Genomic DNA, 24,808 nt, shown 5'->3' with positions numbered 1-24,808 from the left:
AAGCCATCAGTAGACTTCTTGCACTACCTCCCAAGCCACAACTGTCATTCAGTAGAAACGAAAAAACTTACTTGACACCCTTCGCCAGCCCCATTATCATGGTACTGAAGGTATTCATTTATCTTCAATCTGTGCAGATTAAATGACAACAGTATTACGTAATTGGCGTCTTATTTTTAATTTTTTGCACTATGCACACTTTACGTCTTCACAACATTTCTGGGTTTTTACCTATATAAGCTGAAACGCGCTTATATAGCGTTTAAGACAGTATAGTACGCCAATTTGCAGGATTAGAGAGTGACAACTAGCTAATACGGGATATCTTTTGCCTTTTTTTCTGCTTAGTAAATTTCTTAAACATTTAAACTAAGGTGAGTTGCATTTAAAAGCAGCTAAATTGCAGTGTTTAAGACTTAAAAAACGCCAATACTGAAAATAGACAATGACTAGGGCTTCTTTTGCCTTTTTTTTGCTTGGTAAATTTCTTAATATTTATGGCAACATGAACTGGGCAGGAAGGTGTCATTCCAGTGCTTGACACTGGAATCCAGTTTTCCATATAATCTCATCGAAAATGTTGTAACCACTTTCTGTACTAGTTTGCTTGCTTACAAGCAAACTTTTCTGGATCCCAGTGTCTGGGCACTGGGATGACAGGGGAGGAAGGCTACTTGGATGACACCATTCTTTTTCCTGGATCCAAGTAGTCAGGGCACTGGGATGACAGGAGAAGGTACTAGGATGACACCCTGACCTCGTCGTCCCGCTACGTGTTAGCGGAATCTAGAGATACCGTGACGGTATGACGTAAAGCTCGCATTAGCTATACTTTTATGCTCACCAACTTAGCTGGATCCAAGTAGTCAAGCTACTTGGATCTGCAAATTGCAATGTTCGTACAGCTGCGTGCTTGACACTAGGATTTAGTGCAGCTACCCTAAACTGGAAGCTCATCTTGCTATTTTTGGCTGAAAGAAACATATTTTTAGAATAATGAAAACAATCAGCACTTTAATTCAAGAAGGATCGGAGTTATTATCGTCACATAAAGTTGAATCACCACATTTAGATTGTGAAATCATCATGCAGCACGTACTTGGAGTGGAAAGATCATTTATAATTGTGAACCATGCTGATCAAGTGCCGATGGAGAAAGAACTTTTATTTTGGAAATTAACAAAAAAAAGAGCGGAAAGATATCCAATATCGCAAATAATAGGTAATCGTGAATTCTGGAGTAAAAATTTTATAGTTAACCAGCATGTTTTAGATCCAAGGCCAGATAGTGAAACAATAATCCTAGCAGTGTTAAAATATTACCCAAACAAAAAACAGAAACTAAAAATTGCAGATTTTGGTACAGGCACAGGTTGTTTATTGATATCCGTACTTAGTGAGTATGAATATGCTGTTGGCGTCGGTTTTGAAAAAAGCTTGGAAGCATATAAAGTTGCCTATCAGAACACAAAAAAACATGATCTTCTCAGCAGAGCCAAAATATTTCCAAGTTCGTGGACAGAGTGCAGAGGTTCATTCGATCTTATAATCAGTAATCCTCCATATATTAAAAGAAGCAAATTGAAAGACTTGCAAGCTGAAGTGCAAAAGGAACCAAGAATTGCCCTTGATGGTGGTATTGATGGTTTGAGCTGTTATTTGAGTATTTTTCCAATATTGAGAAAGTGCCTTAAAAAAAATGGGTTTGCGATATTGGAGGTAGGTGAAGATCAAAATGATATTGACAAAATAATACCCTTGTATGAACTAGCTTTTCAGGAATATGTATATGACTTAGCGGGAATGAAGAGATGCATTGTTGTGAAAAGAACATAGCTAATGTTTTCTTGTATTATCTCCTTCATCCCATATTATCCTATATCATCCCAGTACCCTCTACCTCGTCATCCCAGTGCGTGACACTGGGATCTATATTTACTATGGTCAAGCCATAGGATGACAGGAACGGTTTTATGCATTTTTTAAAGGGCAACATGTTTAAGCTTTACTAGCAAAGTGGAAAGTAAGGCCAGCCTCTATGCCGTGTGTGTGAAATAGTTGATTACCTATATTTATTTCCTCAGTTACTTTGTTACCTGAGCTAGGATCAAGCTTCTTTTTTCCAGCATTATGGCCGTCTACCACTTGTCCTAACCTTTTTGCTGTAAGCTTAATATCGCTACCAATAGCACCAAAACCTCTATATCCGATATGCATATTTACATCTTCGTTTATGCGATAGTCAAAGCCAGCTTTTAATTGACCTGCGGGTCTTATTGACGGTTTTTCAAACATCGTCATTCTTGTTGCACCGATCCCAATACCAACGTAAGGAGAAAAAGAGAAACGGTCACTTTTCCAATGATGATAAACATTTGCCATTACAGATATGTTCTCAATTTGGTCATGACTAACTCCAGCACTATAGAGATAAGTTTCTTTATCAGGATCCTCACCAGTCTCCTTTAGGTATGAAACAGTTATTTGGCTACTTGTTAAACCAATATTATCCACTTTTACAGAAGAATACATCCCTTCCAATTCAGCCCTATAGCTGTTGTTACCCAATTCCCCTGTGTAACCAAATGCCACATTTGCAGCAAAAGGTGGATTATAATCTCCTTTATACTCACTTAGTGACTGACCTTCTGTGTTCTGAGCACCCCTGTCATTTATAGACAAATTTTTGATACCTGTAGTGCTTGTTTTTAGTACGCTTGTGTTATTTAAATATTGACCGTAATACCCACTACCAAAGTAAAACCCTTCTGTTTCACTTGCAAAAGATTGTTGTGACAACAATAAAGCAAATGCTGTAACCGCTAATGTTTTTTTACTAATCATTACTACTCCCCTAGTTAAAATAGCTAATCTAATACTAATTAATTAAAAATGGCTTAATATGAAAAACCTAATTATTTGCATAACTTGCACTTTTCTGAGCTAAAAATAGGCAAAGTTAACCTTACTTCTCGTCATTTTTTAATTTATCCTCATCTTCAAATTCATCCTCCTCTTCTTCGTCATCAAACCCATCATCGCTCCTATCCTCATCTTCCTCGTCATCATCTTCAAACTTATCGTCGATATCTTTATCATCAATATCTTCGTCTGCAAATTCATCTGATTCATCATATACTGCATCTTCGGTTTTAGTTTCAGCAGGATAATCAACTGAATTAGGTCCCTCAAGAACATTATTCCCCTCGTTATTAACCTTATCTTTGCTCGCAGCGGCAGAAAGAACTTTGTTTGGGTCATATGGTTCTTGTGTAGGCACACGAGTTTGTTTGAGCAGCCTTCTTGTGAAGGTGGTATCACTGTAGTACAAAATTTTCTTTGATTTAATTGGGTAAGTCGACTCTATTAAAATTATCTGATCGTCACGTGGCAACATAATAACTTCTTGAGGCAATAGCAATGCTCTCTGTATTTCAGAGATATGTAATGACCTTGAAGCAGGATTTAAATCTAAAAATTTAGGCTTATTCAACGATTCTTGTTGTACAGTTTTGTTTCCTATAAGTTGCGATATTAAATTAGCTGTTTCAATATTATTGGCTGCAAAAGTTATTCTGTAAGTCGAGTTTGACAAAAAGGAGTTCATCCCTGCTTCTTCGTATATTCCTTTGAGCTGCTCAGTATCTTGAACAATTAAGAATAACCTAACTCGATAACCACGAAAATATGCAATACCTGTTTGAAATTGCTCCATTTTTCCAAGTGTAGGAAACTCATCCATTAAAAACAATACGCCATAAGGCTCGTCATCCGATGGCAATTTTCTACATAAAAACTCAGTTGCCTGTTGGTAAAAAACCTGCATTAAAGGCCTGAGCCTAGTCAAGTTGTCAGGAGTTAAACCAACATAAACTGTAATTTTCTTCTTTTTAAAATCTAGAATATTAAAATCACTTGACGCAGTTGCAGTATCAATCAATGGGTTTGCCCACAATTCAAGTGATGAGTTCATGGTTGATACAACACCTGACCTTTCTTTATCAGCTTTTTGTAAAAAAGCTGCAATATTCATATATGCTACAGGGTGTAGTATTTTACCCATTGTATCAAGAGCAACAGCAAGATTATAAACCACGTCATCACTACGCATCGTACGCACAACTTCACCAAAAGATTTAACTTTCTCTGGTGCAGCAAGTAAGTATAATACCACTCCAACAAATAAGCTTCTTGCTTCATTCTGCCAAAAGTCTTGTTCAGGCATGATTAGGTTAGCTATTTTCTGCACATCGTCAACCATCTGCCCAGGTTTTTCACTAATCCATTGTAATGGATTGTAACAGTGACTTATTCCATCTGGCTGCGCTGGATTCCATACGTATACTTTTTGTCCTTGTCGTTCTCGCCAACCACTTGTTATTTCATAGTTTTCTAATTTTATGTCGTGTACAATTACCGAGTCAGTCCAAAATAATAAATTAGGAATTACAAAGCCAACACCCTTACCAGAACCTGTAGGTGCAAATAACAATGCATGCTGAAACCCATCAGAAATGAAGTATCCTCTTTTATCTTTACCAAGCAATAATCCCTTTTTGCTTCTTAATCCTGCTTTTCGTATGTCTTTCTCTGATGCCCACTGCGAATCTCCATGAAGTGATTCCTTCTTTTTAAATGGTCGCCACTCAATTATCCTTTCTCTTAAATTCCATAAGATAATCATTAAAACAATGATAGGCAGTGCAGAAGATATAATTAATGTGATTTTGAGCTCAAGGCTATATAACTCTGGATGATGCCAACAATATTGTATATGATCAAAAATCGTTGGCCAAAGAGCTTGAGGGAAAGGCGTCAAACTAGGATTAATTGCCTTAAAATCCACAGCATCCGGACCATCAGCAAACAGAACAAACAATATACCAGATAGATAGAAGCAAAACTCAAGTACGCTAAAAGCTACTACACCTCCTATGAGAATATTACGTAGGTGATTTCCATTACTCATAAACTACTCTTCCTTAACTTATGTATAAATTTAAGCATTTTCGCTCGCAGATCTAGTAAATAATATCTCAGAAATGCTTCTTTTGCCCCCACCGGTTCTTTTTAGCTGAATAACAATATCAATCACATTTCTAATGTATGGTATAATTTGGTCTGGAGGAATGCCAAGATTTGCCTGCATAACCATCAATTTTATTTGCTCAAGGGCCATTGTTGGACTATCTGCATGAAGGGTTGATATTGATCCAGGGTGACCAGTATTTATCGCCCTGAGAAAACTAAAAGCTTCCGCTCCACGGAGCTCACCAACTATTATTCTGTCTGGCCTTAAACGTAAGCACGCTTCTATCAAATCTTGAGTGGTTACTTTTGCTCTGCCCTGCCCTCCTTTAGAGGCAATTAGATGGACTTTATTGGGATGATCGTTCAAAACGATTTCCCTTGCATCCTCAACAGTAATAATTCTTTCCTCAGCTGGAATAGCACGCAAAGTAGCATTAGTAAAAGTAGTCTTACCAGTGGAAGTTCCACCACTAATTATAATATTTTTCTTACTTATTACAGCGTATTCTAAAAACTCTTTTATTTTTTTTTGCCTTAACAATAAATCCAAATGACGGTCAACTGGATTATCAGTTGCTTCTGTAACAGTTTCAGAAAAAGCCCCCATTTTTTCGTAATCATCGAGTGCTAACTGCATGCTAGAAGGCTTACGAATCGACATGACTACTTTATCAGGTTCACATGCTGGCGGAAATACTATCTGTATACGATAACCATTTGGTAATGTTGCCGAAAGTAACGGCGCTTCTTCGCTAAGTTTTTGTTCTGTAGCTTGAGCAATCAGTCTGCCAAGAGATTTCAAATGGTTAAGATCGAATACTTCTAATTTTTCACACCTTATTTCACCGCGATTTTCAATCCATACTTCCTTTGGCTTATTTATTGATATTTCATTTACGCCTTCTTCTTGAAATATGCCTTGTAATGGCTCCAAATATGTATCAAGTGCAGCATAGTTCATTTCATTGATTTAATATTGCCTGTGGAGGAAATACTATATCTTGGTTAACAAATACTTTCAATGCAGTGCCTTGATCAACATAAATAGTTGGTTTTTTATCTGTATATCTGCCCACTACATCCCGCATATCTTTAGAAAAATCCTCGATTGATTTCCCGATTGCTTCATCATAAACAGACTTGCTTTTTCTTTGAATTTGTTCTAACAGTTGATTTACAATTTCCAGGCTTATATTTACCTCGTCTTCTTCAATTCCTAGTGCTTTTGCTATTTCCTCTTTCATTATTTTTAGTAAATCTTGTCTGCTTTTGGCACTCCGAATTCTTCCGATAGCCCCAAGGCCTAATTTCCATTTGTCACTAGATATCTTCTTTTCTGGGTCAATAATGAGTTGGAGAGAAGAAAAATCTATTTCGGTTGCAGTGATAGACTTTACTGCATCTCTGATAGTTAGCGTATCAACAAGATTAGAAGCCTTTTGCCCTATAACAGCAGAACCAATCGAAACACCAGCAAGTGTCACTGAAGAGAATAACGCACTTACTATTTTGTTATCAACTATTCCTGCTATTCCTGCTCTACCAAGCTCGTCAGTACTAAGTGATGAGATTGCAATATCTATTCCATGTGGCAGAATCACTCTATTCCAGTTTATATTTACACGAGATTTAGCAACATTCGAGTCAAATGAATAACTGCCTATCAATCTTGAGCCTTTAGGTATTAAAACTGTATCACCAGTTTCTGCATAAACATCTCTACTCACCATAGCACGCAGCATTCCTTGCAGATCAGAGTTTATTGCAGTTTCAAGAACAGCATCAATAATTTTACCTTGAGTAATCATTAAACCAAGCTTTCCTACTCTGGTAGCTTTGCTCGATTGTGCTGAAGTGTCGGATAAAATAGCATCAGCAGCCTTGTTCTCTCCACTACCACCTGAAATTGTCAACATCTGTGCACTACGTCTGTCTCTAGGATAACCGCCACCCCCTATTGTAGGAAACGAGGTAGGTAAATTGCCCATAACATTACTAGAAGGAAAATTTTGCTTTGGCAAAATAGGTATATTTGACACAGGAGTTTCTTTTGGTTTCTCTTCTTCTTTTTTCATCACTTCTTCTTTTCTAATTTGTTTTATTTCTGGTATGATTAGTGGTGTAGGAAGAGGAGGTAAGGGTGGTAAGGGATCAGTTATTATTCTTTCAGGAACCATTACATTATCTGGAACTTGTTCCAACTTTCCTTTCAATTCTTGAACGTTTTGCTTTGTTTCCTCTTTTTTAATAACTTCTGAACCCTCTTTAGGAGAAGGACTAAAATAGAGATAATACACTCCACCAGCCAGAAGCACTAAAATAATGACCATCAATGCCCTATAACCTTGATTAGAGCCAACTGTTACTACCTTATTCTCTATTTCTGATTCATCTTCTGAATTGTTACGCCTTTCTTTATTCATATTGCATGTACCACAGCTAAAGTGACCTATTTATAATTTCAACTTCACCATCTTCATAACGCATAAATAGCTTTTTATGTACTCCTTTTATTATAACATAATCATCAAATAACAGCCTTTTACAAGGTTTATCCTCCCCTTCTACAAAAACCTGAGGTATTTTATTATTATTTCTAAATTTTAAATAGGTTAAATAACCATCATCAAATAACTCGATCGGAACTATATCCGCATTACCACCTTCATCAATATATGTATAATTGTACTTCGTATCATTTTCTTGTATTATTTTTTCTAGCTTGTCTGTAGTATATTGCATTTGAGTAGGTAAAGAAACCTCATCTAAATCAACATCAAATTCACCTTCTTCTTGAGGATAATAAAAACGTACTACGTAAGATATATCCTTTTCAGCAGAATAATCGTGATCTACTTTCTTAGCATCAGTATCCGGGTATTTATCGTAGTTTGGCCTTGAGATTAAATCAAAAATGTAATTTCTTTTTTTAGTTGTCGTAATAATCATGTTAGTGCGACTACTAACTTCAAATGGCATGATAAGCAATTTATTGTCATAAGGATTAATTTTCCAACTTGATGCATCACCAACAGCGATATTTTTAACTTTTTCTCCTTCCGCAAATTCAATATAAGAATAGTAACCCTGACTAAAAACCACCGTAAATACTTCATTAGGGCTATACACAAAAGTCTTTATTCTACTATCTATAGAAATAGGCTCATTATAATTAATGGATGCGTTTAAATTGCCACTTACAAGTAAAGCTAAAACTAATAATATCCTATACATATTCATCATCTACTCTATATGAAATAACTTGAAATCCTAATGGGTTAATATATCTTTGCTGATCATCCATTTCAAGCGATGCATATCTATATGACATAATAACTATCTTATTTTTTCTCGTAGAACTTCCATCTTTCCGTGTAAATTCCACAAAAAATCTCACCTGAAGAGCATCGTTACCCAACTTTTGAATTGAGCGAATTTTAAATTCACTTTTGGTATCTGAATATAAATTAAAAAGATCATCCATATTCTGCGATCCTACATAATTTCTAAATTCATTATACACATTAGGTGAGGAAAACAACCTCACCTTTGTATAATAGTTATAATTATAATGATATGGATCAAAAACCTCCCTTGCTTTTATATACTCTGAAATAAAATAATCGTTTAGCGCTTCATCTGCAGAATACTGTTTTACTGTGACAGGATCAACCAATTGCACTATTCCTGATTTCTTGTCAATTTCTATAACAAATGGCTCAATAGTGCTACTTGTGCTAATTTTAAATATGACTAATATGCTGATAGAGATCGTTGCTAATAATATTAATGCAAATAAAAGTAGAATATTCCTTTGAGCAATAACTGTGCTGTAGCGGTTTGAATTCCAATTTATATCCTTATCTAAGGATTCAGTATTTTTTTCTTGCTTAAAAAATCTTAGCATTTTAGTATTCCTAAAAATCTTAACTTATGTTAATAAACATAGCAAATTAACAAAGTAGTTACAGCAAAAAAGCTAAAAAACTCTTAATCTATGGCCTAATTTACCAAACTTTGTCTCCATATATGAATCGTTATATTTATTACGTTCCACAATAAGTGGTAGACACTTTGTAACTCCTATACCACTACTTTCCAATTCTGACAATTTCCTATCATTGTTTGTAAGTAATTGGATTTTGTTAATGTTCAATTTCTTAAGCATTTTAGCTGCAACAGCAAAACTCCTTTCATCATCTTCAAAACCCAATATTCTATTTGCATCAACAGTATCAAGATTATGTCCTCTTTGCATACTGTACGCTCTTAACTTATTAGTTAAACCAATGCCTCTTCCATCTTGCATCAAATACAATATAATACCACTTCCAGAGTCAGCTATCATTTGAATTGCTTGATGTAACTGACTTCTGCAATCGCATGACAAGCTATCTAACAAGTCACCCGTATAGCACGAAGAATGAATTCTCACTAATGGTTCGTCATCTTTATCTGGATTGCCAATGATAATTGCATGATGTTCTCTTCCACCACTTTCGGTTCTATAAGATATGATATTTACTTCTTGAGTCTGTTTTAAAAATAATGATGTTTTGCACACTTCATATACATCCTGATTTTCTTGAAAATTATTTATGAATGACGTGTCCAGTGCAATAACGTCATTTTTCTCGCACCAATTTCGCATTTCATGGTTATTCTCAAAAGTCATATCAGCCACTAACGCGTATGGCAATAATTCTGAGAACTTAAGCAAGGCAATAGCACATTCATCTATTGTCTTTGAGCATTGCAACTCTTTTATGCAATCTTCCTTTGAACAGTTTATTAAATAGAGCAGTTCATCAAAATTATTCACCAACAGACGTTTGCTGTTATGTTCTTTATTCTGAGATATGTATTTTACCTTACTTGAAGTTAAAGTAACATATACATTACTTGATGTAAGCTTGTATTGATTAAATAAATCTCTTTCTAAAGCCTCAGCAGCAGCAAACAATAGGTAATTACTTTCATCATATATTACAATTGGCCGACCGCGCCTGATTTCGCTGATAGCTCTTTCTACCTTATTGCTACTCTGATTTCCTATAAACATTTTTACCCATATTAAACAGCGATAAAAACTGGTGCGGCCGAGAAGACTTGAACTTCCAAGGCCTTATGAGCCACAGCGACCTCAACGCTGCGTGTCTACCAATTCCACCACGGCCGCACTATATTCTAGTTTTTATATAATTATTTTAAATTACTTAATCATTTTAGAATTTTTCATCTAGAGTGTCAATCTGATACTAGAATAATTTAGAAATTGTTTGTATAATTTGATTATGAATTTTGTGATTATAAATTTTAATCATTTAAGATAACCTTACTACTAATTTTTAACTTAGGTTTTTATACAAATGAATATAGCTAATATCTTTATTTTTTTAGCTCTCTCTCTTATAACTAGCTTTCATTTCGTCCATGCACAAATATTATACACATGGTCTCAAGTTATCCCAGAAAATAAACTAAGCATACGCGCAATTACGGACAATGACATGTGTCCCATTGTTTATGTTGATGGCGAGGAAACAGAAATGCTGAATCGCAGCTCAATTAACAATGGTGATCATAACGAAACAGTTTGTGAACTGACAGTACAAACAAGTGCCAAAAACATTAGTATTGAGGATCTACGGGTTCCTATATTACCAAAAAAGGTTAATAAAATTGCTTTCATTGGTGACACGGGCTGTAGAATAAATATGTTATTTCAGCAGGAATGTAATTCGGTAGATAGCTGGCCTTTAAAAAAAAATTTAGATTCAATCGCCCTTCATAAACCAGATTTAATTATCCATGTTGGTGATTATCATTATAGACAAACAAAATGTAGAAATACAAAAAAGTGTGGCGATATTTATGGATATAATAAAGAAGTTTGGTACGCTGATTGGTTTGAGCCTGCAAAGGATATTTTATCACAATCCCCTTTCCTTTTTGTTCGTGGAAACCATGAGAGTTGTGATAGAGCTTATGAAGGATGGTTCAGGTATCTAGATTCATACCCCTTTTCGTCTGAAAAATGTGGAAACTTCGTTTCTAGTTGGTCCTTAGATGCTGGACCGATGAAATTTTTTATCTTCGACTCTTCATCCGGTGAGGATATTTTTACAACCCAAAGCACAATTGATGCTTTTGAGAGGCAATTTGATAAATTGATACAAAATAGTTCTGACAAGCCCATGTGGTTTTTAACTCATAAACCGCTTTGGAGATCTCCAAAAAAAGAATTTTTGACATTAAAAAGCCATGGTAATCTTACACAAATCGAAGCTTTTGGAGATAAATTTCCAAGCAATGTTACTACCATAGTTTCTGGCCACATTCATATAGCCCAGATTTTATTAATGGATAATGTTCCAGACCAAATTATAGTTGGAAACGGTGGTGCATCATTACACGCTCAAGATCAAGAATCTGTTTATCAAAATGTAGAATTTGACTATTTAAATGGTAAAAACTACTTAGCACACGAGGTTAGAAACTTTTTTGGCTTTGGCTTTGCAATACTAAATTTAGATGATCACGAATTTACCTTCTATAATCAACACAATAAGGAAATGTATTCTGCGAAGCTAACAGAAGATTTTAAACTTAAACGGATTAAAACTATAGTCGATTCATTTTAGGATTTGTTATTAGCTATTTTAAAAACGCTACTTAAACATTTTTTTTAATCGATTGATTTCATCAGCAAATTTTGAGTCGGTCTTTATAAAATTTTCTACTTGTTTTACTGCATGTATAACAGTAGCATGGTCTCTGCCACCAAAGTTTCTCCCAATATCTGGTAGGCTTTTTTGCGTAAATTTTTTGGCAAAATACATAGCTATTTGTCTTGGCCTTGCAAGACTGCGAAGCCTTCTATTGGATTGCATATCTGCAACCTTTATATTGAAAAATTCAGCTACTTTCTTTTGTATTTCTTCTATTGTGACTGACCTATGATTTGACCTAAGAAGATCGATTAGGGTTTCACTAGCTGATTCTACCGTCATACTTCTTCCAATTAATGAGGTATGGGTAACCTTATTTAATGCTCCTTCTAATTCTCTTATATTAGATTTTATGTTCCTTGCTAAAAACTCTAGGACATCTTTCGGAACATACATATTCATCTGCTCCACTTTTGCCTGCAATATACCAAGCCTTAATTCAAAAGTTGTTTCATTAATATCTGCCACCAACCCCCAACCGAGTCGTGATTTTATTCTTTCTTCCACTCCATCAAGATCACTAGGAGACCTATCAGCTGATATAACCAATTGTTTATTTTGGTCTATCAATGCATTGAAAGTGTGAAAAAATTCTTCTTGTGTACTATCTTTACCACTGATAAATTGCACATCATCTACCATCAATACATCTACTGATCTAAATTGCTCTTTAAATAACATAATATCTTTGCTTCGCAGCGCTGTAATATATTGGTACATGAATTTCTCTGCTGATAAATACACCACTTTTCTTTTTGCTGATGGGGAATTGACTATGTGCCAAGCTATAGCATGCATTAGATGTGTTTTACCAAGTCCCACTCCACCATATAGAAACAAAGGATTGCTGCCTAATATTGGATCTATAGATTCTGCCACACGCTTTGCCGCCGTAAATGCTAATTCATTTGGCTTTCCCACTACAAAATTATCAAAGGTGAACCTTGGATCCAGCGGCGAACCAAGATTATGATTACTTTCCTCTCTGTTTTTTAGTATAACATTAAAATTTGAATTCCTCTCCTCAATTACTTGAATATCAATAGAACGTATACTTTTATCTTCGCTTTGCCATAATGATAATATTTTTTTCATGTAATGAACTGTAATCCACTCTTTTATAAACCTTGTTGACACGGATAAAAGAACTTCCCCATTTCTGCTACTGACAAATTTTAGTGAACTCAGCCAGCTATTATATGTTGCTTCTCCATAAAGATTATAAAGACAATTTTGGATTTTTTCCCAAGTAACATTGTGATCCGTTACTGTAATAATCTGATCAAAAAACATAGTAGAAACCTTAGGGCTAGTTAAGTTCATATACCACACCAAGAAAAAAGCAATAATTAGAAAAATACAAGATAATCAATAGCTTACTGCAAAATGAAAAGCTAATACTACTTAATACATACTAAAAATTATGGTGATTTTTTGATGGGTTGTAAAGGGTATAAAAACATTAAAATTGATCATTTTTATTTCAAAAAAATGAAAAATTTGTAAATGTCGCTTGTATCGAGGATTAGAAGCATGCTATTAAAAACAGTAATACATTATGTATAAATAAGATGTTAAATTTACTGGCAAATAAGTAAAGTATTCATATAAATATAGCTAACCTAATATAGATTTACTGAAGCAAATTTATGATTATATTAAGTAATTTGAGTTGTTATGCTGTATTCGGTATTGAACTAGAGTTTTACATTGAAGGAATAGAAAAAGAATACTTATTTCTGAATAGCATCAAAAATAAAATAGCATCTCTTGAATTTTCTTGCGAGAAGGAGAATTCTACACATCAGTATGAGATAAAAAGTGGTTGTTATACGAACTCCTACAATTTAATTAAGCATTTTGAGTTAGCAAAACAATCACTTACTGAAACAGCACAAAAACTAGGTGGGAATGTTTCTTTTAAAGCAAAGCCTTATTTGGATAGAGCAGGCAGTGCATTAAATGTGCATGTTAATCTCGTGAATTCAAATAACGGTAACTTATTTTATATCAATGAGCAAAAGTACAGTGACTATCTGATTCATAGTATTGGTGGATTATGTGCAATGATGAAAAAACATATGTTGTTTTTTGCTCCAAATGATGATTCATATTTAAGATTTCAGTATCCGGATATTCACACTCCAACTACGATTAGTTGGGGAGTAAATAACAGAACTGCTGCGATAAGAATTCCCTATTTTGGCAACGATTTCAAAAGATGCCGCCTAGAGCACCGCGTTCCCGGAGCAGATTGTGACCTTGAAAAAGTACTCACAGCAATAATTGAAGGTATGGTTTTTGGTATAGAGAACAAAATTGCTCCGCCAAATAGGGTCTACGGCATTGCATCTGATCCTCAATATGAGATGGAGAGGTTAATATAACAACTATCTATCAAATCCTAATCCGTTAAACCCCTTTTGGGTAATTGGCTGTTTTAGCATTTTTTTTACATCATTATCTACATTTTTGCACTGTAATAGCAAGTCTAAAGCAGATAGTTTCTGCGTGCTTTTAGATTCAAGCTCTAGATTGCTTAACACTTGCCCAGGAAGTGGATTACCAGGCACATCCATGTGCTCAGGAAGAGGTTTCATCTGATTCTTTATAGAGCTAGAGTTATTTTGTGTAAGAGTTTTATCATTTAGCATGCTAAGAACAATTTCCTCAGGCACTACCATAGTTTTTGTATAATCAACAGGATTACTATTTTCAGCATCTATAGTCACATGAATTGGTTCGCCAAACGCATTTATAGGACCACCAAGTGATCCTTTCTCCATGCGTTCTTGTGCTCTTTTCCTTATTATTTCTTCTTCTAGCTCAGTTTCAGTTCTTTTTGGTTCTTTTACGGTATCTTTTTCTTCACCTTCATCAACACTGCTATACCCTTCATCTTCTGAAACTTTATCTCCTGAAACACGAGTAATTTCAGCTTTAGTTCTTATTTTATGAACCAGCGAAAGTAATAAGTAAGTAACTGCAGCGGCAGAAACGATAATGGCTATCTTTGCGGCAATGTGGATTGCTGTTAAAAATATTAAAGCTGATAAAGCTCCAGCTAATCCAGACACAATAACTTTATTTTTGCCCTTTGTTACATTTAGAATTGCCACCATAATAACCTCTCAAATACTGTTCTAGAATTATTATACAGGAATTTTCTTATACTTGCAATTTTGCGAAAATTTTAATTATTTGCGTAAAGTTTTAAAGCTACACAAGGATTAATTAATATGCAATGTATCTCGACTATAATATTGTACAAACACACATATTCAGCTAACATTCAACATGCAGAGCTTACTCATAGAGCGAAACAGGGCGGTGGTATTATTACTTATAGTAATTTTTATCTTCGGTTCATACGTTTATGTAAAAATGCCAAGGGAAAGCAATCCTGATATACAGATTCCTATAATCAGCGTGTTTGTTGGACTTCCTGGGATTTCTGCTCAAGATAGTGAAAAGCTATTAGTGCTTCCTATAGAAAATGAACTAAGATCCATCGAAGGTGTAAGAGAATTGAGAGCTTTTGCAACTAATGATGGTGCTCACATGATACTCGAATTTGGAACAGAGTATGATAATAAAGAAGTACTCGATAATGTTCGTTCAAAGCTTTCAAACATAAAATCGAAGTTACCTGTTGAAGCGGAATCTCCGATAATCAATGAAATAAACTTGAGCTTATTTCCGATACTCAATGTCGGCTTAATTGGTAATTTGCCAGAAAGAGCCTTAACTGAAATAGCACGCAAGCTAAAGAAAGAAATAGAATCTCTGCCAAATGTTCTCAAAGTTGAAGTGGCGGGTATGCGTAAAGAAACAGTGGAAGTTATAATTGAGCCCACAGTTCTAACAAAATATAACATTCAATCAAACGAAATATTCCAAGCTATATCAAGCAATAACAGACTAGTGGGAGCTGGGTCACTGGCCGGTAAATATTCGATTAAAATATCAGGGTTATTAAAAGATATAGAAGATATTATGAATATTCCTATTAGATCTCAAGGCGATGCAGTTTTGAGAATCAAAGATATAGCAAAAGTATACCCTAGGTTTGAGGATCACCAAGGGTTTGCTCGCATTAATGGATTACCTAGTGTCGTGCTAGAAATTTCAAAACGTAATGGAAAAAACATAATAGACACAGTAAATCAAGTAAAATACTTAATGGATAAGGCAAAAGATCAATTACCTGAAAATTTAAAAGTGGTGTACTTAAACGACCAGTCAAAAAACGTCCGCGATGTGCTTGATGACTTGGAAAACGGCATAATATTCGCTGTGTTGTTAATATTGATCATAATGATGCTTTCGATGGGAACAAGGATTGCTATTCTTGTGGCACTCTCGATACCCGGTTCCTTTCTCATTGGAATAATAGCTCTTTACTTTATGGGCATCACTTTAAATATCGTTGTGCTCTTCAGTTTAATCATGGCTGTTGGCATGCTGGTTGATGATGCAATTGTGATCAGCGAATATGCCGATAGAAAGATGATCTGCGGAATGGACAAAGTAGAAGCTTTTTACACTTCAGTTCGTGATATGTTTTATCCGGTTCCATCATCAACGTTAACTAAATTAGCAGTGTTTTTTCCTCTATTATTCTGGCCTGATACTGTTGGTAAATTCATGCAGTACATACCAATTACAATAATTCTAACTTTGACTGGATCGCTCATTATGGCTTTGGTTTTTATACCAACACTTGGTGCAATATTTGGTAAGCCTTCGATAACTTCAAAAAAAGAAATAAAAAAAATGAGTGCTATAGAAAGTGGTGAAATAAAAAATGCTGGGCCTATAATAAGAGCTTACGTACGCATGCTAGAGAAGGTTTTGGATCATCCTAAAAAATTCGTATGTGCTACTGTATTCGTTTTGTTTTCATTTAGTGTGCTGTACTTTACTTTTGCTCCTGGAGTAAAGTTTTTTCCGAAAGTGGATTCAGATAATATTTTAATCAGTGTTAAAGCAAAAGAAAGCTTATCAGCCAAAGAACGAGATCTGATACTCAAAGAAGTGGAAGAACGCATTTTGAGCATTGAAAAAGAAATTCATGTTTCTTATGCTAGATCAGGAGCATTTTCAGACAACGTTATCGCCAGAATACAACTAGAACTTATGGATTGGCGCTTCAGGCGCAAAGCTAAGCACATACTAAATGATATAAGGAGCAGTGTGCAAGACATGAAAGGAATAATAATTAATGTTCAAGAGGAAAAGCCAGGACCGTCGGCTGACAAGCCAATACAAATTAACCTCAGCGGGAGTGTATCCAGTTTGAATTTAGCAGCAGAGAAAATTCTAGAAATTATGAACCAACCTTCATCCGGGTTTATAAATATTCAAGATAGCAGATCAGCACCTGAAATAGAGTGGAATATGAGCGTTGATAAGAGTAAGGCTACAAGTTCTGGAGTAAGTGTTGCAACCATTGGCGATTTTATAAAGATGGTTACAAATGGAGTGTTGATTGGAAAATATAGACCAAATAACACGGATGAAGAAATCGATATTGTACTCCGTTTCCCCAGAAGAGACCGCAACATGAAGACTATAGACAATCTTTTTATCAATACAGTTAATGGCCCGTATCCTATGAGCAACATAGTAAAATATGCCCCCGAAAAAAAGGTAAACAAACTAAGTAGGATTGATGGATCACGCACAGTGACAATCTCTGCTGACCTGGATACTGGCTATCTTGTTGATGAAAGAGTAAAGTTCATTCAGAATTCTATTGCCCAGGATTGGGACAAGGGAGTAAAAATTGATTTTAAAGGCGACAAAGAAGATCAACAAAAATCAGGAGCATTTTTGTTAAAGGCTTTTATATTAGCGATTACACTAATGATATTGGTATTAGTGACACAGTTTAATAATGTATACCATACATTTATCGTAATGACAGCAGTGTTTTTATCCACAACATGTGTGTTTTTTGTTTTCTTTCTTATCCAACAAGTTTTCGTAGTTGTTATGTGTGGAGTGGGGATAATTGCTTTGGCGGGAATTATAGTGAATAATAACATACTATTACTTGATGCCTTTCATCACCAAATTAAGGTACACAAAAATGACATCAAGCGATGTGTAATAAACGCTGCAATTTCTCACGTTAGGCCAATATTGCTTACCGTTGCAACCACAGTTCTTGGTTTAATACCGATGATTACCAGGTTAAATATCAATTTTTTTACGCTACAAATCACATATGATGCTCCATCAAGCCAGTGGTGGGTTGACATTTCAACAACCATAGCAAGTGGAATATTGGCTGCAACGGTTTTAACTTTATTCTTTACTCCTGCGTTGCTTGTTATACAAAGACATGAAAAAACTTGACTTAAATTAGCAATCATTTAACATTTAAGATAGTGTTCTTTGCCCGTTGGAGCTATAATTATAACTAATTACATTGGATTTATTTATTATGATTGCTAATCGTAAAAGCAGTGTTAAGCAGAAAAGTAACAAGAATAACATAGTTGGAAGCCTTGATGTAATAAAAACAGCAGGAGAGCTTTCACTTCAAAAAGGTTTAGATTTTGATGTTGTAATAAAGGCACTAGAAAGTGCTATAGAAGCAGTGGCTCATCAAAAATATGGTAGCAAAAGTAAAATTGTAGTTGATATAGATAGAAACACAGGCAAAGTTACTTCATATAGAAAACTAAAAGTTATTGATGATGAATCAAATGAAAAAGAGAATACCGAGTGTGAATCAATTACGCTTACACAAGCTAAATTAATAAAAGGAGATGCAAAAGTTGGAGATACTGTTAGTGAATTACTCTCTCTTAACACTGATCTTGCTTCAGCAAGAATTGCCCAGCAAAAGATTGCTCAAATAATTAAAGATGAAGAGTCAAAAAAGCAATATGAGGAATTTAAAGATAAGGTGGGAGAAATAAGGTATGGTATTGTTAAACAAGTAGAATATTCAGATCTTATTATAGACATAAATGGCACTAGGGCATATCTTCCATTGCGAAATTTAACTGGTGGTGAATCATTTCGTGAAGGTGATAAGGTTAAAGCTTACATACAGACTGTTAAGCGCTCTGATGATGGACGTCAAATTATTCTTTCTAGGACTCATGAAGGCTTTTTGGAGGCATTATTAAATCAAGAAATACCAGAAATTGCTGACGGATTAGTGACAATTAAAGGTATAGCTAGAGATGCTGGTTCAAGGTCTAAGGTTGCCGTTTTCTCTCCCGACAAGAACATTGATCCAGTAGGTGCTTGTGTTGGAGTTAAGGGAGATAGAATAAAAACTATTATACACGAATTAAATGGTGAAAAAATTGACGTTATAAATTACTCCTCAGATTTGGGTCAATTTGTTATTAAAGCCATTACTCCTGCAGAAGTATCGAAGGTTATTATTGATGAAAATGAAAATTGCATAGAGTTAATAGTTGCTGAAGATCAATTGAGTTTAGCGATAGGAAAAAAGGGCCAGAATGTAAGATTAGCTTCAGAGCTTGTTGGATGGAAAATTGAGATATTAAGCACTCAGCAAGAATCAGAAAGGCGAAGTAAAGAACTTAGTCAATGTTCAGCTTTATTTGCTGAAGCTTTAAACTTAGAAGAGATTATGGGTCAGCTATTGGTAACAGAAGGTTTTTCAAGTGTAGAAGACATATCTAGCGCTTCAATTAAAGAGCTTGCTTCAATAGAGGGCTTTAATGAAGATATTGCAAACGAACTTCATAATAGAGCAAATAAGTACCTGAAAGCAGAAAATGATAGAAAAATAGAAGAGCTAAAAAGTTTAGGTATGGAGGATGATGTAATCAATTTAACTTTATCAATAGACAATAAAATTGCTCTTAGTAAGCATGATATTAAGACTTTAGAGGACATAGCAGATTTATCAAGTTATGAGTTTTGCAGCATACTCTCTTCCTCATCCGATAGCAAAGAAGATCTAAAAGATACAGTAGATTCAATAATCATAGAAGCACGTAAAAAGCTTGGATTAATATAATAAAATAATATGAATAATGAAGATATCAGTGATAAAAAATTAACGCTCCAAGGTTTAAGCAAGCTTAAATTAGACCTCAATTTAAACTCTTCAGCTAGCCCAAGTACTGGAGCTACAGTAGTAAAAAAAAGAAGAAAAAAATCTCATGATGCAGAAGAACATAATTTATTTGACGAGAGTAAATTAGGTTCTTTAACAGAGAAAGAACAAATTTTTCGCATTAATGCTGTGCAGAATGCTGCTTTGCTGAAAGAAAGAAATCAGAGAGAAGAAAAAGAGAAAACAGCAAAAGAAGACAGCAATAAAGAGATTGACGAGAAAAATGAAGCGGACGCTTTATCTAAGGAAATAAATAAGCAAGTTTTAAGTAATACCCACTTAGTTGAACCAAAAGAAGATAGTATTGACCATGAGGACAACGATAAAAAGTCTTTTAAAGTCAACAAAGATATATATTCTAAGCATTCTAAACTGGTAATTGCACAGGCAATAGATGAAAAAACTGAACAACCCCCTGTATTTAAGCAAAGGTTTGGTATAAGAGGTAGAAAGTCAAAGTTTACTAAGGGTAAAAATATATCAAGAGAAGTTATTATACCAGACAAAATAACTATCAGGGAGTTATCTATTCGCATGGCAGAAGATAGCAAGAGTGTGCTAAAAATGTTCAAAGAAGAAGTCGGTGAGAGTTATAGAGTAGATGATCTGGTGGATCCAGATATAGCATGTGAAATAGTGGAAAAATTTAATCATACGGCTAAACGAGTGAGCGATACCAACAGAGAAAAAGATTTATTTTTTATAGAAGGCAGAGAAAGCCTGCCTAAAAAACCTAAACCACCAATCGTCACTTTTATGGGACACGTCGATCATGGTAAAACCTCATTGCTCGATGCATTTCGTGAATCTAATGTTGCAGAAAGAGAGTCAGGTGGCATAACTCAACACATAGGTGCTTATCAAATAATAACAAAAGATAAGCAAAAAATTACTTTCATTGATACACCAGGACATGAAGCGTTCACTGCGATGCGTGCATGTGGTGCCAATATTACTAATATAGTTGTAATAGTAGTTGCAGCTGACGATGGAATCATGAAACAAACAGTTGAAGCAATAAATCATGCAAAAGCAGCAAATGTTTCTATTATAGTTGCTATTAATAAAATTGATAAATCTGAGCCTGGTGATGTGGAGAAAGTAATGAGTAGCTTACCTCAATATGATCTCATTCCTGAAGATCTTGGTGGTGATGTTATGATTGTGCCAGTATCAGCAAAAAAGAAAACTAATTTAGATAAACTAGAAGAGACGATTTTGTTAATCGCTGAATTAATGAAGCTAGAAGCAATAGAAGATTGTCGAGCACTTGGATGGGTAATAGAATCCAAAATAGATAAAGCGAAAGGAATATCAGCTACATTGATAGTTGAGGAAGGAACGTTAAAGGTTGGTGATATATTGGTAGTTGGTACAACATACAGTAAAGTACGTAGTATGGTTAATCACCTTGGTCAAAGAGAAAAAGCAGCACTACCCTCCGCTCCAATTGAAATTACTGGTCTAAATGGTGTACCAAATGCTGGAGATAAATTTGTTGTTGTAAATTCTGAAAAGCAGGCGCGTGAAATTGTTGAATACAGGCTAGAGTTAATCAAGAAAAAGAAAGAAGATTTGGGCGACAATAATTTAGATATATTCAGTCGTAATAACAGCGAAACAGAAGAACTATCTGTAGTTTTAAAGTGCGATGTAACTGGTTCTATTGAAGCAATATCAAGTTCAATTGATAAACTCGGTAAAGACCAAGTGAAATTAAATATCCTACACAAAGCAGTAGGAGGGATAACAGATTCAGATGTGCTGCTTGCAGAAGCATCAAGTGCAGTAATTTTAGCTTTTAATGTAAAAGTGGACTCAAAAATAAGGGACTTGGCAAAACAAAAAGGTATAGAAATACATACTTATAACATAATATACGAGCTCATTGACGACATGAGAATGTATTTAACTAAAATGTTAAAGCCTGTTACACGAGAGGTTCGTGTTGGTTCTGCATCTGTAAGGCAAATATTTAATGTATCTAAAGCTGGTAATATCATTGGATGTTACGTAAGTGATGGAGTCATAAGAAAAGATTCTTTAATTAAGGTAGTGCGTGGTGGCAAATTGGTGCATGAAGGAAAGTTAAAAGCACTACGTAGATTTAAAGATGATGTTAAAGAAGTAGGTGTAAACTTTGAATGCGGAGTATCACTAGAGGGTAATGTCGATATTAAAGTTGGAGATATTTTGGAAGCTTATCAATTAGTGCAAGAAGAAAGGGTGTTATAGTAGCTGGATATGAAAAAGGAAATTAGAAACCTAAAGATAGCATCGGTATTGCATAGAGCAATATCAAGAATTCTAATGGAAGGTAAGGTGTTCAATAAAAATGTAGCGGTATCTGACGTAAAATTAAGTAAAGATTTAAAAAAAGCAGATGTATATATTGTGTTATCTTCATTGAATATTCAAGTAGCTGACTACTTAGATCCAGAAAAAAGACGCACTGGAGATCCTTCTGAGAATAATTGTGATATTAACACTGTTGTTAATGAAATGAACCAGTCTGCATGGTCAATACGTAAATCTATATTGTGTTATGTTGATTTGCGATTTATACCTGAGTTAGTTTTCAAGCCTGATTTAGCGTTCGATAATTTTGTTAATGTAAGCAAAATATTACATAATCACACTTAATTAATGTATTTCAACCATTACTTTTCATTAATGAGGTTGCACAGTTTAACAGGTTTGTGGCTTGTGCTATTTCCCAGTTTGAGCGGTATTCTTTTAGCCTCAACTTCTCTATCGTATCAGGTTCTTTTTCTCCTTGTTTTGTTTACTATAGGTGCATTTTTAATGAGACCTGCAGGGTGCATAATCAATGACATTTTCGATAGGGAAATAGATGCGCACGTTGAACGAACAAAATATAGGCCACTTGCAAGTGGTGCATTAAACATAAAGCAGGCTTTGGCTTTACTTTCACTGCTACTGTCTATTGCCCTGGTAATCTTATTATTAACTAATAAAACTACACTTATACTTGGAATAATCTCAATGTGTATGATAGCTACTTACCCTTTATTAAAGCGGTATGTTTGGTGGCCACAATTGTTCTTAGGGTTTACCTTCAATATGGGATCGCTCATGGGCTCAGCAGCAATAACAAACCAGATCAGTATAGAATCCTTGCTGTTTTATATAGGATGCGTCTTTTGGACACTTAGCTATGACACCATATACGCCCATCAAGATAAAAAAGATGATGAAAAACTCGGGATGAAATCTACCGCATTATATTTTGGTGATACAACAAAATCTTGGTTGAAAAGATTTTATTTAATATCTCTTATGACGTGGCTATATGCTGGTATCTTATCATCATTAAATAACATTTTTTATATTGCTCTACTTGCTGTAGGGTTCATATTTCACCGCCAATACAAAAATTTCAATCCTGACGATCCCAGTCAATGCATGTCCATATTTAAAAATAATTCCTACGTAGGGTTGCTTCTCTTTTTTGGCATCCTTTTAGATAGAATTATCACCTAGGTCTCAAGAGTTTCGGCTCTAATGAAATCAATAGACTCAGGTAGCCCGCAGAAACAAAAAAACTTGCTTGACAAACTCCGCCAGCCCTCTTATTATGAAACTGAAGCTATTGTATTTGCTTTCGCCAATCTGCAGATTAAAAGGTAAGGATTACTTAATGTATCGGCGTCTTATGTTCAATTTTTTGCAGTATATAGATACTGTATGTCTTTACAAAACTTCATCTACATCTAGATTTTTATCTAAATAAGCTGAACGCGCTTATAAAGCGTTACAAGACATCAAAAAATGCCAATACTCGACAGAGATAGTAAAAGACTAGCTAACTCGGGGATTCTTTGTCTTTTTTTCTGCTTAGTAAATTTCTTAAACATTTGCAGCGTAAGTTAGTTGCAATTAAAAGCGGCTGAATCTCGCTTGTCAAGCGTTTAAAACATAAAAAACGCCAATATTTTAAAGCGGATAATAACCACGGGGCTTCTTTTGCCTTTTTTTTCGTTTGGTAAATTTCTTAATATTTATAGCTAAACAACAACCGTCATCCCGCTACGTGTTAGCGGCTAAGAGATACCGCGGCGGTATGACGGTTTGCGGCGGCATGACCTCGTCATTCCCCTACGTGTTAGCGGGATCTAGAGATACCGTGACGGTATGACGGTTCGCGCGGTGGCATGACCTCGTCATCCCGCTACGTGTTAGCGGGATCTATGCTTTGAGATACCGCGAATGAATCGCGGTATGACGGTGTAGATGATGGTTAAGTATCCCGCTACGTGTTAGCGGGATCTAGAGATACCGTGACGGTATGACGGTTCGCGCGGTGGCATGACCTCGTCATACCGCTACGTGTTAGCGGGATCTATGCTTTGAGATACCGCGAATGAATCGCGGTATAACGGTGTAGATGATGGTTAAGTATCCCGCTGCTTGTTAGCGGGATCTAGAGATACCGCGAATGAATCGCGGTATGACGGTGTAGATGATGGTTAAGTATCCCGCTACGTGTTAGCGGGATCTAGAGATACCGTGACGGTATGACGGTTCGCGCGGTGGCATGACCTCGTCATCCCGCTACGTGTTAGCGGGATCTATGCTTTGAGATACCGCGAATGAATCGCGGTATAACGGTGTAGATGATGGTTAAGTATCCCGCTGCTTGTTAGCGGGATCTAGAGATACCGCGAATGAATCGCGGTATGACGGTGTAGATGATGGTTAAGTATCCCGCTGCTTGTTAGCGGGATCTAGAGATACCGCGATTCATTCGCGGTATGACGGTGTAGATGATGGTTAAGTATCCCGCTGCTTGTTAGCGGGATCTAGAGATACCGCGATTCATTCGCGGTATGACGGTGTAGATGATGGTTAAGTATCCCGCTGCTTGTTAGCGGGATCTAGAGATACCGCGAATGAATCGCGGTATGACGGT

Annotated in this window: 18 protein-coding genes and 1 tRNA gene; 8 read left to right on the top strand and 11 right to left on the bottom strand. The window is 35.4% G+C overall.

Annotated elements, in window-relative coordinates; translation table 11 throughout:
* Positions 1-409 precede the first annotated feature (409 nt).
* Positions 410-562: a hypothetical protein gene (locus tag ABWU72_RS03185; RefSeq protein WP_007549315.1), complete on the bottom strand. Its 153-nt coding sequence runs from the start codon at positions 560-562 to the stop codon at positions 410-412.
* 434 nt (positions 563-996) lie between these two features.
* On the opposite strand from ABWU72_RS03185, the gene prmC reads away from it, so the two are divergent.
* Entirely contained in the window at positions 997-1,836 is an 840-nt protein-coding gene (prmC, locus tag ABWU72_RS03180) for a peptide chain release factor N(5)-glutamine methyltransferase (RefSeq protein ID WP_174515710.1), read from the top strand.
* A gap of 162 nt (positions 1,837-1,998) precedes the next feature.
* On the opposite strand, the gene ABWU72_RS03175 is transcribed toward prmC, so the two are convergent.
* From ABWU72_RS03175 to ABWU72_RS03140, 8 genes are all read right to left on the bottom strand, one after another.
* Positions 1,999-2,844, bottom strand: coding sequence for a P44/Msp2 family outer membrane protein (locus tag ABWU72_RS03175; RefSeq protein ID WP_353283865.1), 846 nt, complete (start codon positions 2,842-2,844; stop codon positions 1,999-2,001).
* Positions 2,845-2,965: 121 nt separating this feature from the next.
* The gene (locus tag ABWU72_RS03170) at positions 2,966-4,969 is read right to left on the bottom strand and encodes a type IV secretory system conjugative DNA transfer family protein (RefSeq protein ID WP_353283864.1); all 2,004 of its coding nucleotides are present in this window, start codon (positions 4,967-4,969) and stop codon (positions 2,966-2,968) included.
* Positions 4,970-4,999: 30 nt separating this feature from the next.
* Entirely contained in the window at positions 5,000-5,992 is a 993-nt protein-coding gene (gene virB11 / locus ABWU72_RS03165; RefSeq protein WP_065094644.1) for a P-type DNA transfer ATPase VirB11, read from the bottom strand.
* A gap of 1 nt (position 5,993) precedes the next feature.
* Positions 5,994-7,454: a TrbI/VirB10 family protein gene (locus ABWU72_RS03160; protein ID WP_353283863.1), complete on the bottom strand. Its 1,461-nt coding sequence runs from the start codon at positions 7,452-7,454 to the stop codon at positions 5,994-5,996.
* Positions 7,455-7,470: 16 nt separating this feature from the next.
* Positions 7,471-8,271 carry a P-type conjugative transfer protein VirB9 gene (virB9, locus tag ABWU72_RS03155; protein WP_174515708.1) on the bottom strand — a complete coding sequence of 267 codons (801 nt, stop codon included), beginning with the start codon at positions 8,269-8,271 and terminating at the stop codon, positions 7,471-7,473.
* Complete coding sequence (locus ABWU72_RS03150) at positions 8,258-8,938, bottom strand: virB8 family protein (protein WP_155968235.1); 681 nt, start codon at positions 8,936-8,938, stop codon at positions 8,258-8,260. The genes virB9 and ABWU72_RS03150 overlap by 14 nt, the downstream gene beginning before the upstream one ends.
* 72 nt (positions 8,939-9,010) lie before the next feature.
* Positions 9,011-10,093 (bottom strand): GTP cyclohydrolase II, encoded by a 1,083-nt coding sequence (locus ABWU72_RS03145; RefSeq protein WP_010082649.1) that lies wholly within the window; start codon positions 10,091-10,093, stop codon positions 9,011-9,013.
* A gap of 29 nt (positions 10,094-10,122) precedes the next feature.
* Positions 10,123-10,210 (bottom strand) — tRNA-Leu (locus ABWU72_RS03140).
* Positions 10,211-10,400: 190 nt separating this feature from the next.
* Between ABWU72_RS03140 and ABWU72_RS03135 the strand changes: the two genes are divergently transcribed.
* Entirely contained in the window at positions 10,401-11,675 is a 1,275-nt protein-coding gene (locus tag ABWU72_RS03135) for a metallophosphoesterase (RefSeq protein ID WP_006279778.1), read from the top strand.
* Between the two features lie 27 nt (positions 11,676-11,702).
* Here the strand turns inward: ABWU72_RS03135 and dnaA are convergent, their stop codons facing one another.
* Positions 11,703-13,085, bottom strand: a complete 1,383-nt coding sequence (gene dnaA, locus ABWU72_RS03130) for a chromosomal replication initiator protein DnaA (protein WP_010962298.1) — start codon at positions 13,083-13,085, stop codon at positions 11,703-11,705.
* Between the two features lie 326 nt (positions 13,086-13,411).
* Between dnaA and ABWU72_RS03125 the strand changes: the two genes are divergently transcribed.
* A complete protein-coding gene (locus ABWU72_RS03125; protein ID WP_006280263.1) occupies positions 13,412-14,149 on the top strand; it encodes a glutamine synthetase in 738 nt (245 codons plus the stop codon).
* A gap of 3 nt (positions 14,150-14,152) precedes the next feature.
* Here ABWU72_RS03125 and ABWU72_RS03120 read toward each other — a convergent pair whose 3' ends face one another.
* Positions 14,153-14,884, bottom strand: a complete 732-nt coding sequence (locus ABWU72_RS03120; RefSeq protein ID WP_155969525.1) for a hypothetical protein — start codon at positions 14,882-14,884, stop codon at positions 14,153-14,155.
* Between the two features lie 175 nt (positions 14,885-15,059).
* Between ABWU72_RS03120 and ABWU72_RS03115 the strand changes: the two genes are divergently transcribed.
* The 5 genes from ABWU72_RS03115 (at position 15,060) to ubiA (ending at position 23,379) form a co-directional block, all read left to right on the top strand.
* Positions 15,060-18,125, top strand: coding sequence for an efflux RND transporter permease subunit (locus ABWU72_RS03115; RefSeq protein WP_353283862.1), 3,066 nt, complete (start codon positions 15,060-15,062; stop codon positions 18,123-18,125).
* A gap of 88 nt (positions 18,126-18,213) precedes the next feature.
* Positions 18,214-19,776 carry a transcription termination factor NusA gene (gene nusA, locus ABWU72_RS03110; protein ID WP_015589511.1) on the top strand — a complete coding sequence of 521 codons (1,563 nt, stop codon included), beginning with the start codon at positions 18,214-18,216 and terminating at the stop codon, positions 19,774-19,776.
* Positions 19,777-19,785: 9 nt separating this feature from the next.
* The gene (infB, locus tag ABWU72_RS03105) at positions 19,786-22,110 is read left to right on the top strand and encodes a translation initiation factor IF-2 (protein WP_353283861.1); all 2,325 of its coding nucleotides are present in this window, start codon (positions 19,786-19,788) and stop codon (positions 22,108-22,110) included.
* 9 nt (positions 22,111-22,119) lie between these two features.
* Positions 22,120-22,518 carry a ribosome-binding factor A gene (locus ABWU72_RS03100; protein WP_038249615.1) on the top strand — a complete coding sequence of 133 codons (399 nt, stop codon included), beginning with the start codon at positions 22,120-22,122 and terminating at the stop codon, positions 22,516-22,518.
* Positions 22,519-22,521: 3 nt separating this feature from the next.
* Positions 22,522-23,379 carry a 4-hydroxybenzoate octaprenyltransferase gene (gene ubiA, locus ABWU72_RS03095; RefSeq protein WP_155969517.1) on the top strand — a complete coding sequence of 286 codons (858 nt, stop codon included), beginning with the start codon at positions 22,522-22,524 and terminating at the stop codon, positions 23,377-23,379.
* The last annotated feature ends 1,429 nt before the right edge of the window (positions 23,380-24,808 follow it).

The organism is Wolbachia endosymbiont (group A) of Lypha dubia, assembly GCF_964028575.1.
Classification (GTDB): domain Bacteria; phylum Pseudomonadota; class Alphaproteobacteria; order Rickettsiales; family Anaplasmataceae; genus Wolbachia; species Wolbachia pipientis.
Note: the sequence above shows the minus strand (reverse complement) of the source record. Positions and strands in the feature narration are given on the sequence as shown.

Coding starts and splice junctions, on each gene's coding strand:
- ABWU72_RS03185 (WP_007549315.1), bottom strand. CDS start 562: ATGGAAAACTGGATTCCAGTGTCAAGCACTGGAATGACACCTTCCTGC.
- prmC (WP_174515710.1), top strand. CDS start 997: ATGAAAACAATCAGCACTTTAATTCAAGAAGGATCGGAGTTATTATCG.
- ABWU72_RS03175 (WP_353283865.1), bottom strand. CDS start 2,844: ATGATTAGTAAAAAAACATTAGCGGTTACAGCATTTGCTTTATTGTTG.
- ABWU72_RS03170 (WP_353283864.1), bottom strand. CDS start 4,969: ATGAGTAATGGAAATCACCTACGTAATATTCTCATAGGAGGTGTAGTA.
- virB11 (WP_065094644.1), bottom strand. CDS start 5,992: ATGAACTATGCTGCACTTGATACATATTTGGAGCCATTACAAGGCATA.
- ABWU72_RS03160 (WP_353283863.1), bottom strand. CDS start 7,454: ATGAATAAAGAAAGGCGTAACAATTCAGAAGATGAATCAGAAATAGAG.
- virB9 (WP_174515708.1), bottom strand. CDS start 8,271: ATGAATATGTATAGGATATTATTAGTTTTAGCTTTACTTGTAAGTGGC.
- ABWU72_RS03150 (WP_155968235.1), bottom strand. CDS start 8,938: ATGCTAAGATTTTTTAAGCAAGAAAAAAATACTGAATCCTTAGATAAG.
- ABWU72_RS03145 (WP_010082649.1), bottom strand. CDS start 10,093: ATGTTTATAGGAAATCAGAGTAGCAATAAGGTAGAAAGAGCTATCAGC.
- ABWU72_RS03135 (WP_006279778.1), top strand. CDS start 10,401: ATGAATATAGCTAATATCTTTATTTTTTTAGCTCTCTCTCTTATAACT.
- dnaA (WP_010962298.1), bottom strand. CDS start 13,085: ATGAACTTAACTAGCCCTAAGGTTTCTACTATGTTTTTTGATCAGATT.
- ABWU72_RS03125 (WP_006280263.1), top strand. CDS start 13,412: ATGATTATATTAAGTAATTTGAGTTGTTATGCTGTATTCGGTATTGAA.
- ABWU72_RS03120 (WP_155969525.1), bottom strand. CDS start 14,884: ATGGTGGCAATTCTAAATGTAACAAAGGGCAAAAATAAAGTTATTGTG.
- ABWU72_RS03115 (WP_353283862.1), top strand. CDS start 15,060: ATGCAGAGCTTACTCATAGAGCGAAACAGGGCGGTGGTATTATTACTT.
- nusA (WP_015589511.1), top strand. CDS start 18,214: ATGATTGCTAATCGTAAAAGCAGTGTTAAGCAGAAAAGTAACAAGAAT.
- infB (WP_353283861.1), top strand. CDS start 19,786: ATGAATAATGAAGATATCAGTGATAAAAAATTAACGCTCCAAGGTTTA.
- ABWU72_RS03100 (WP_038249615.1), top strand. CDS start 22,120: ATGAAAAAGGAAATTAGAAACCTAAAGATAGCATCGGTATTGCATAGA.
- ubiA (WP_155969517.1), top strand. CDS start 22,522: ATGTATTTCAACCATTACTTTTCATTAATGAGGTTGCACAGTTTAACA.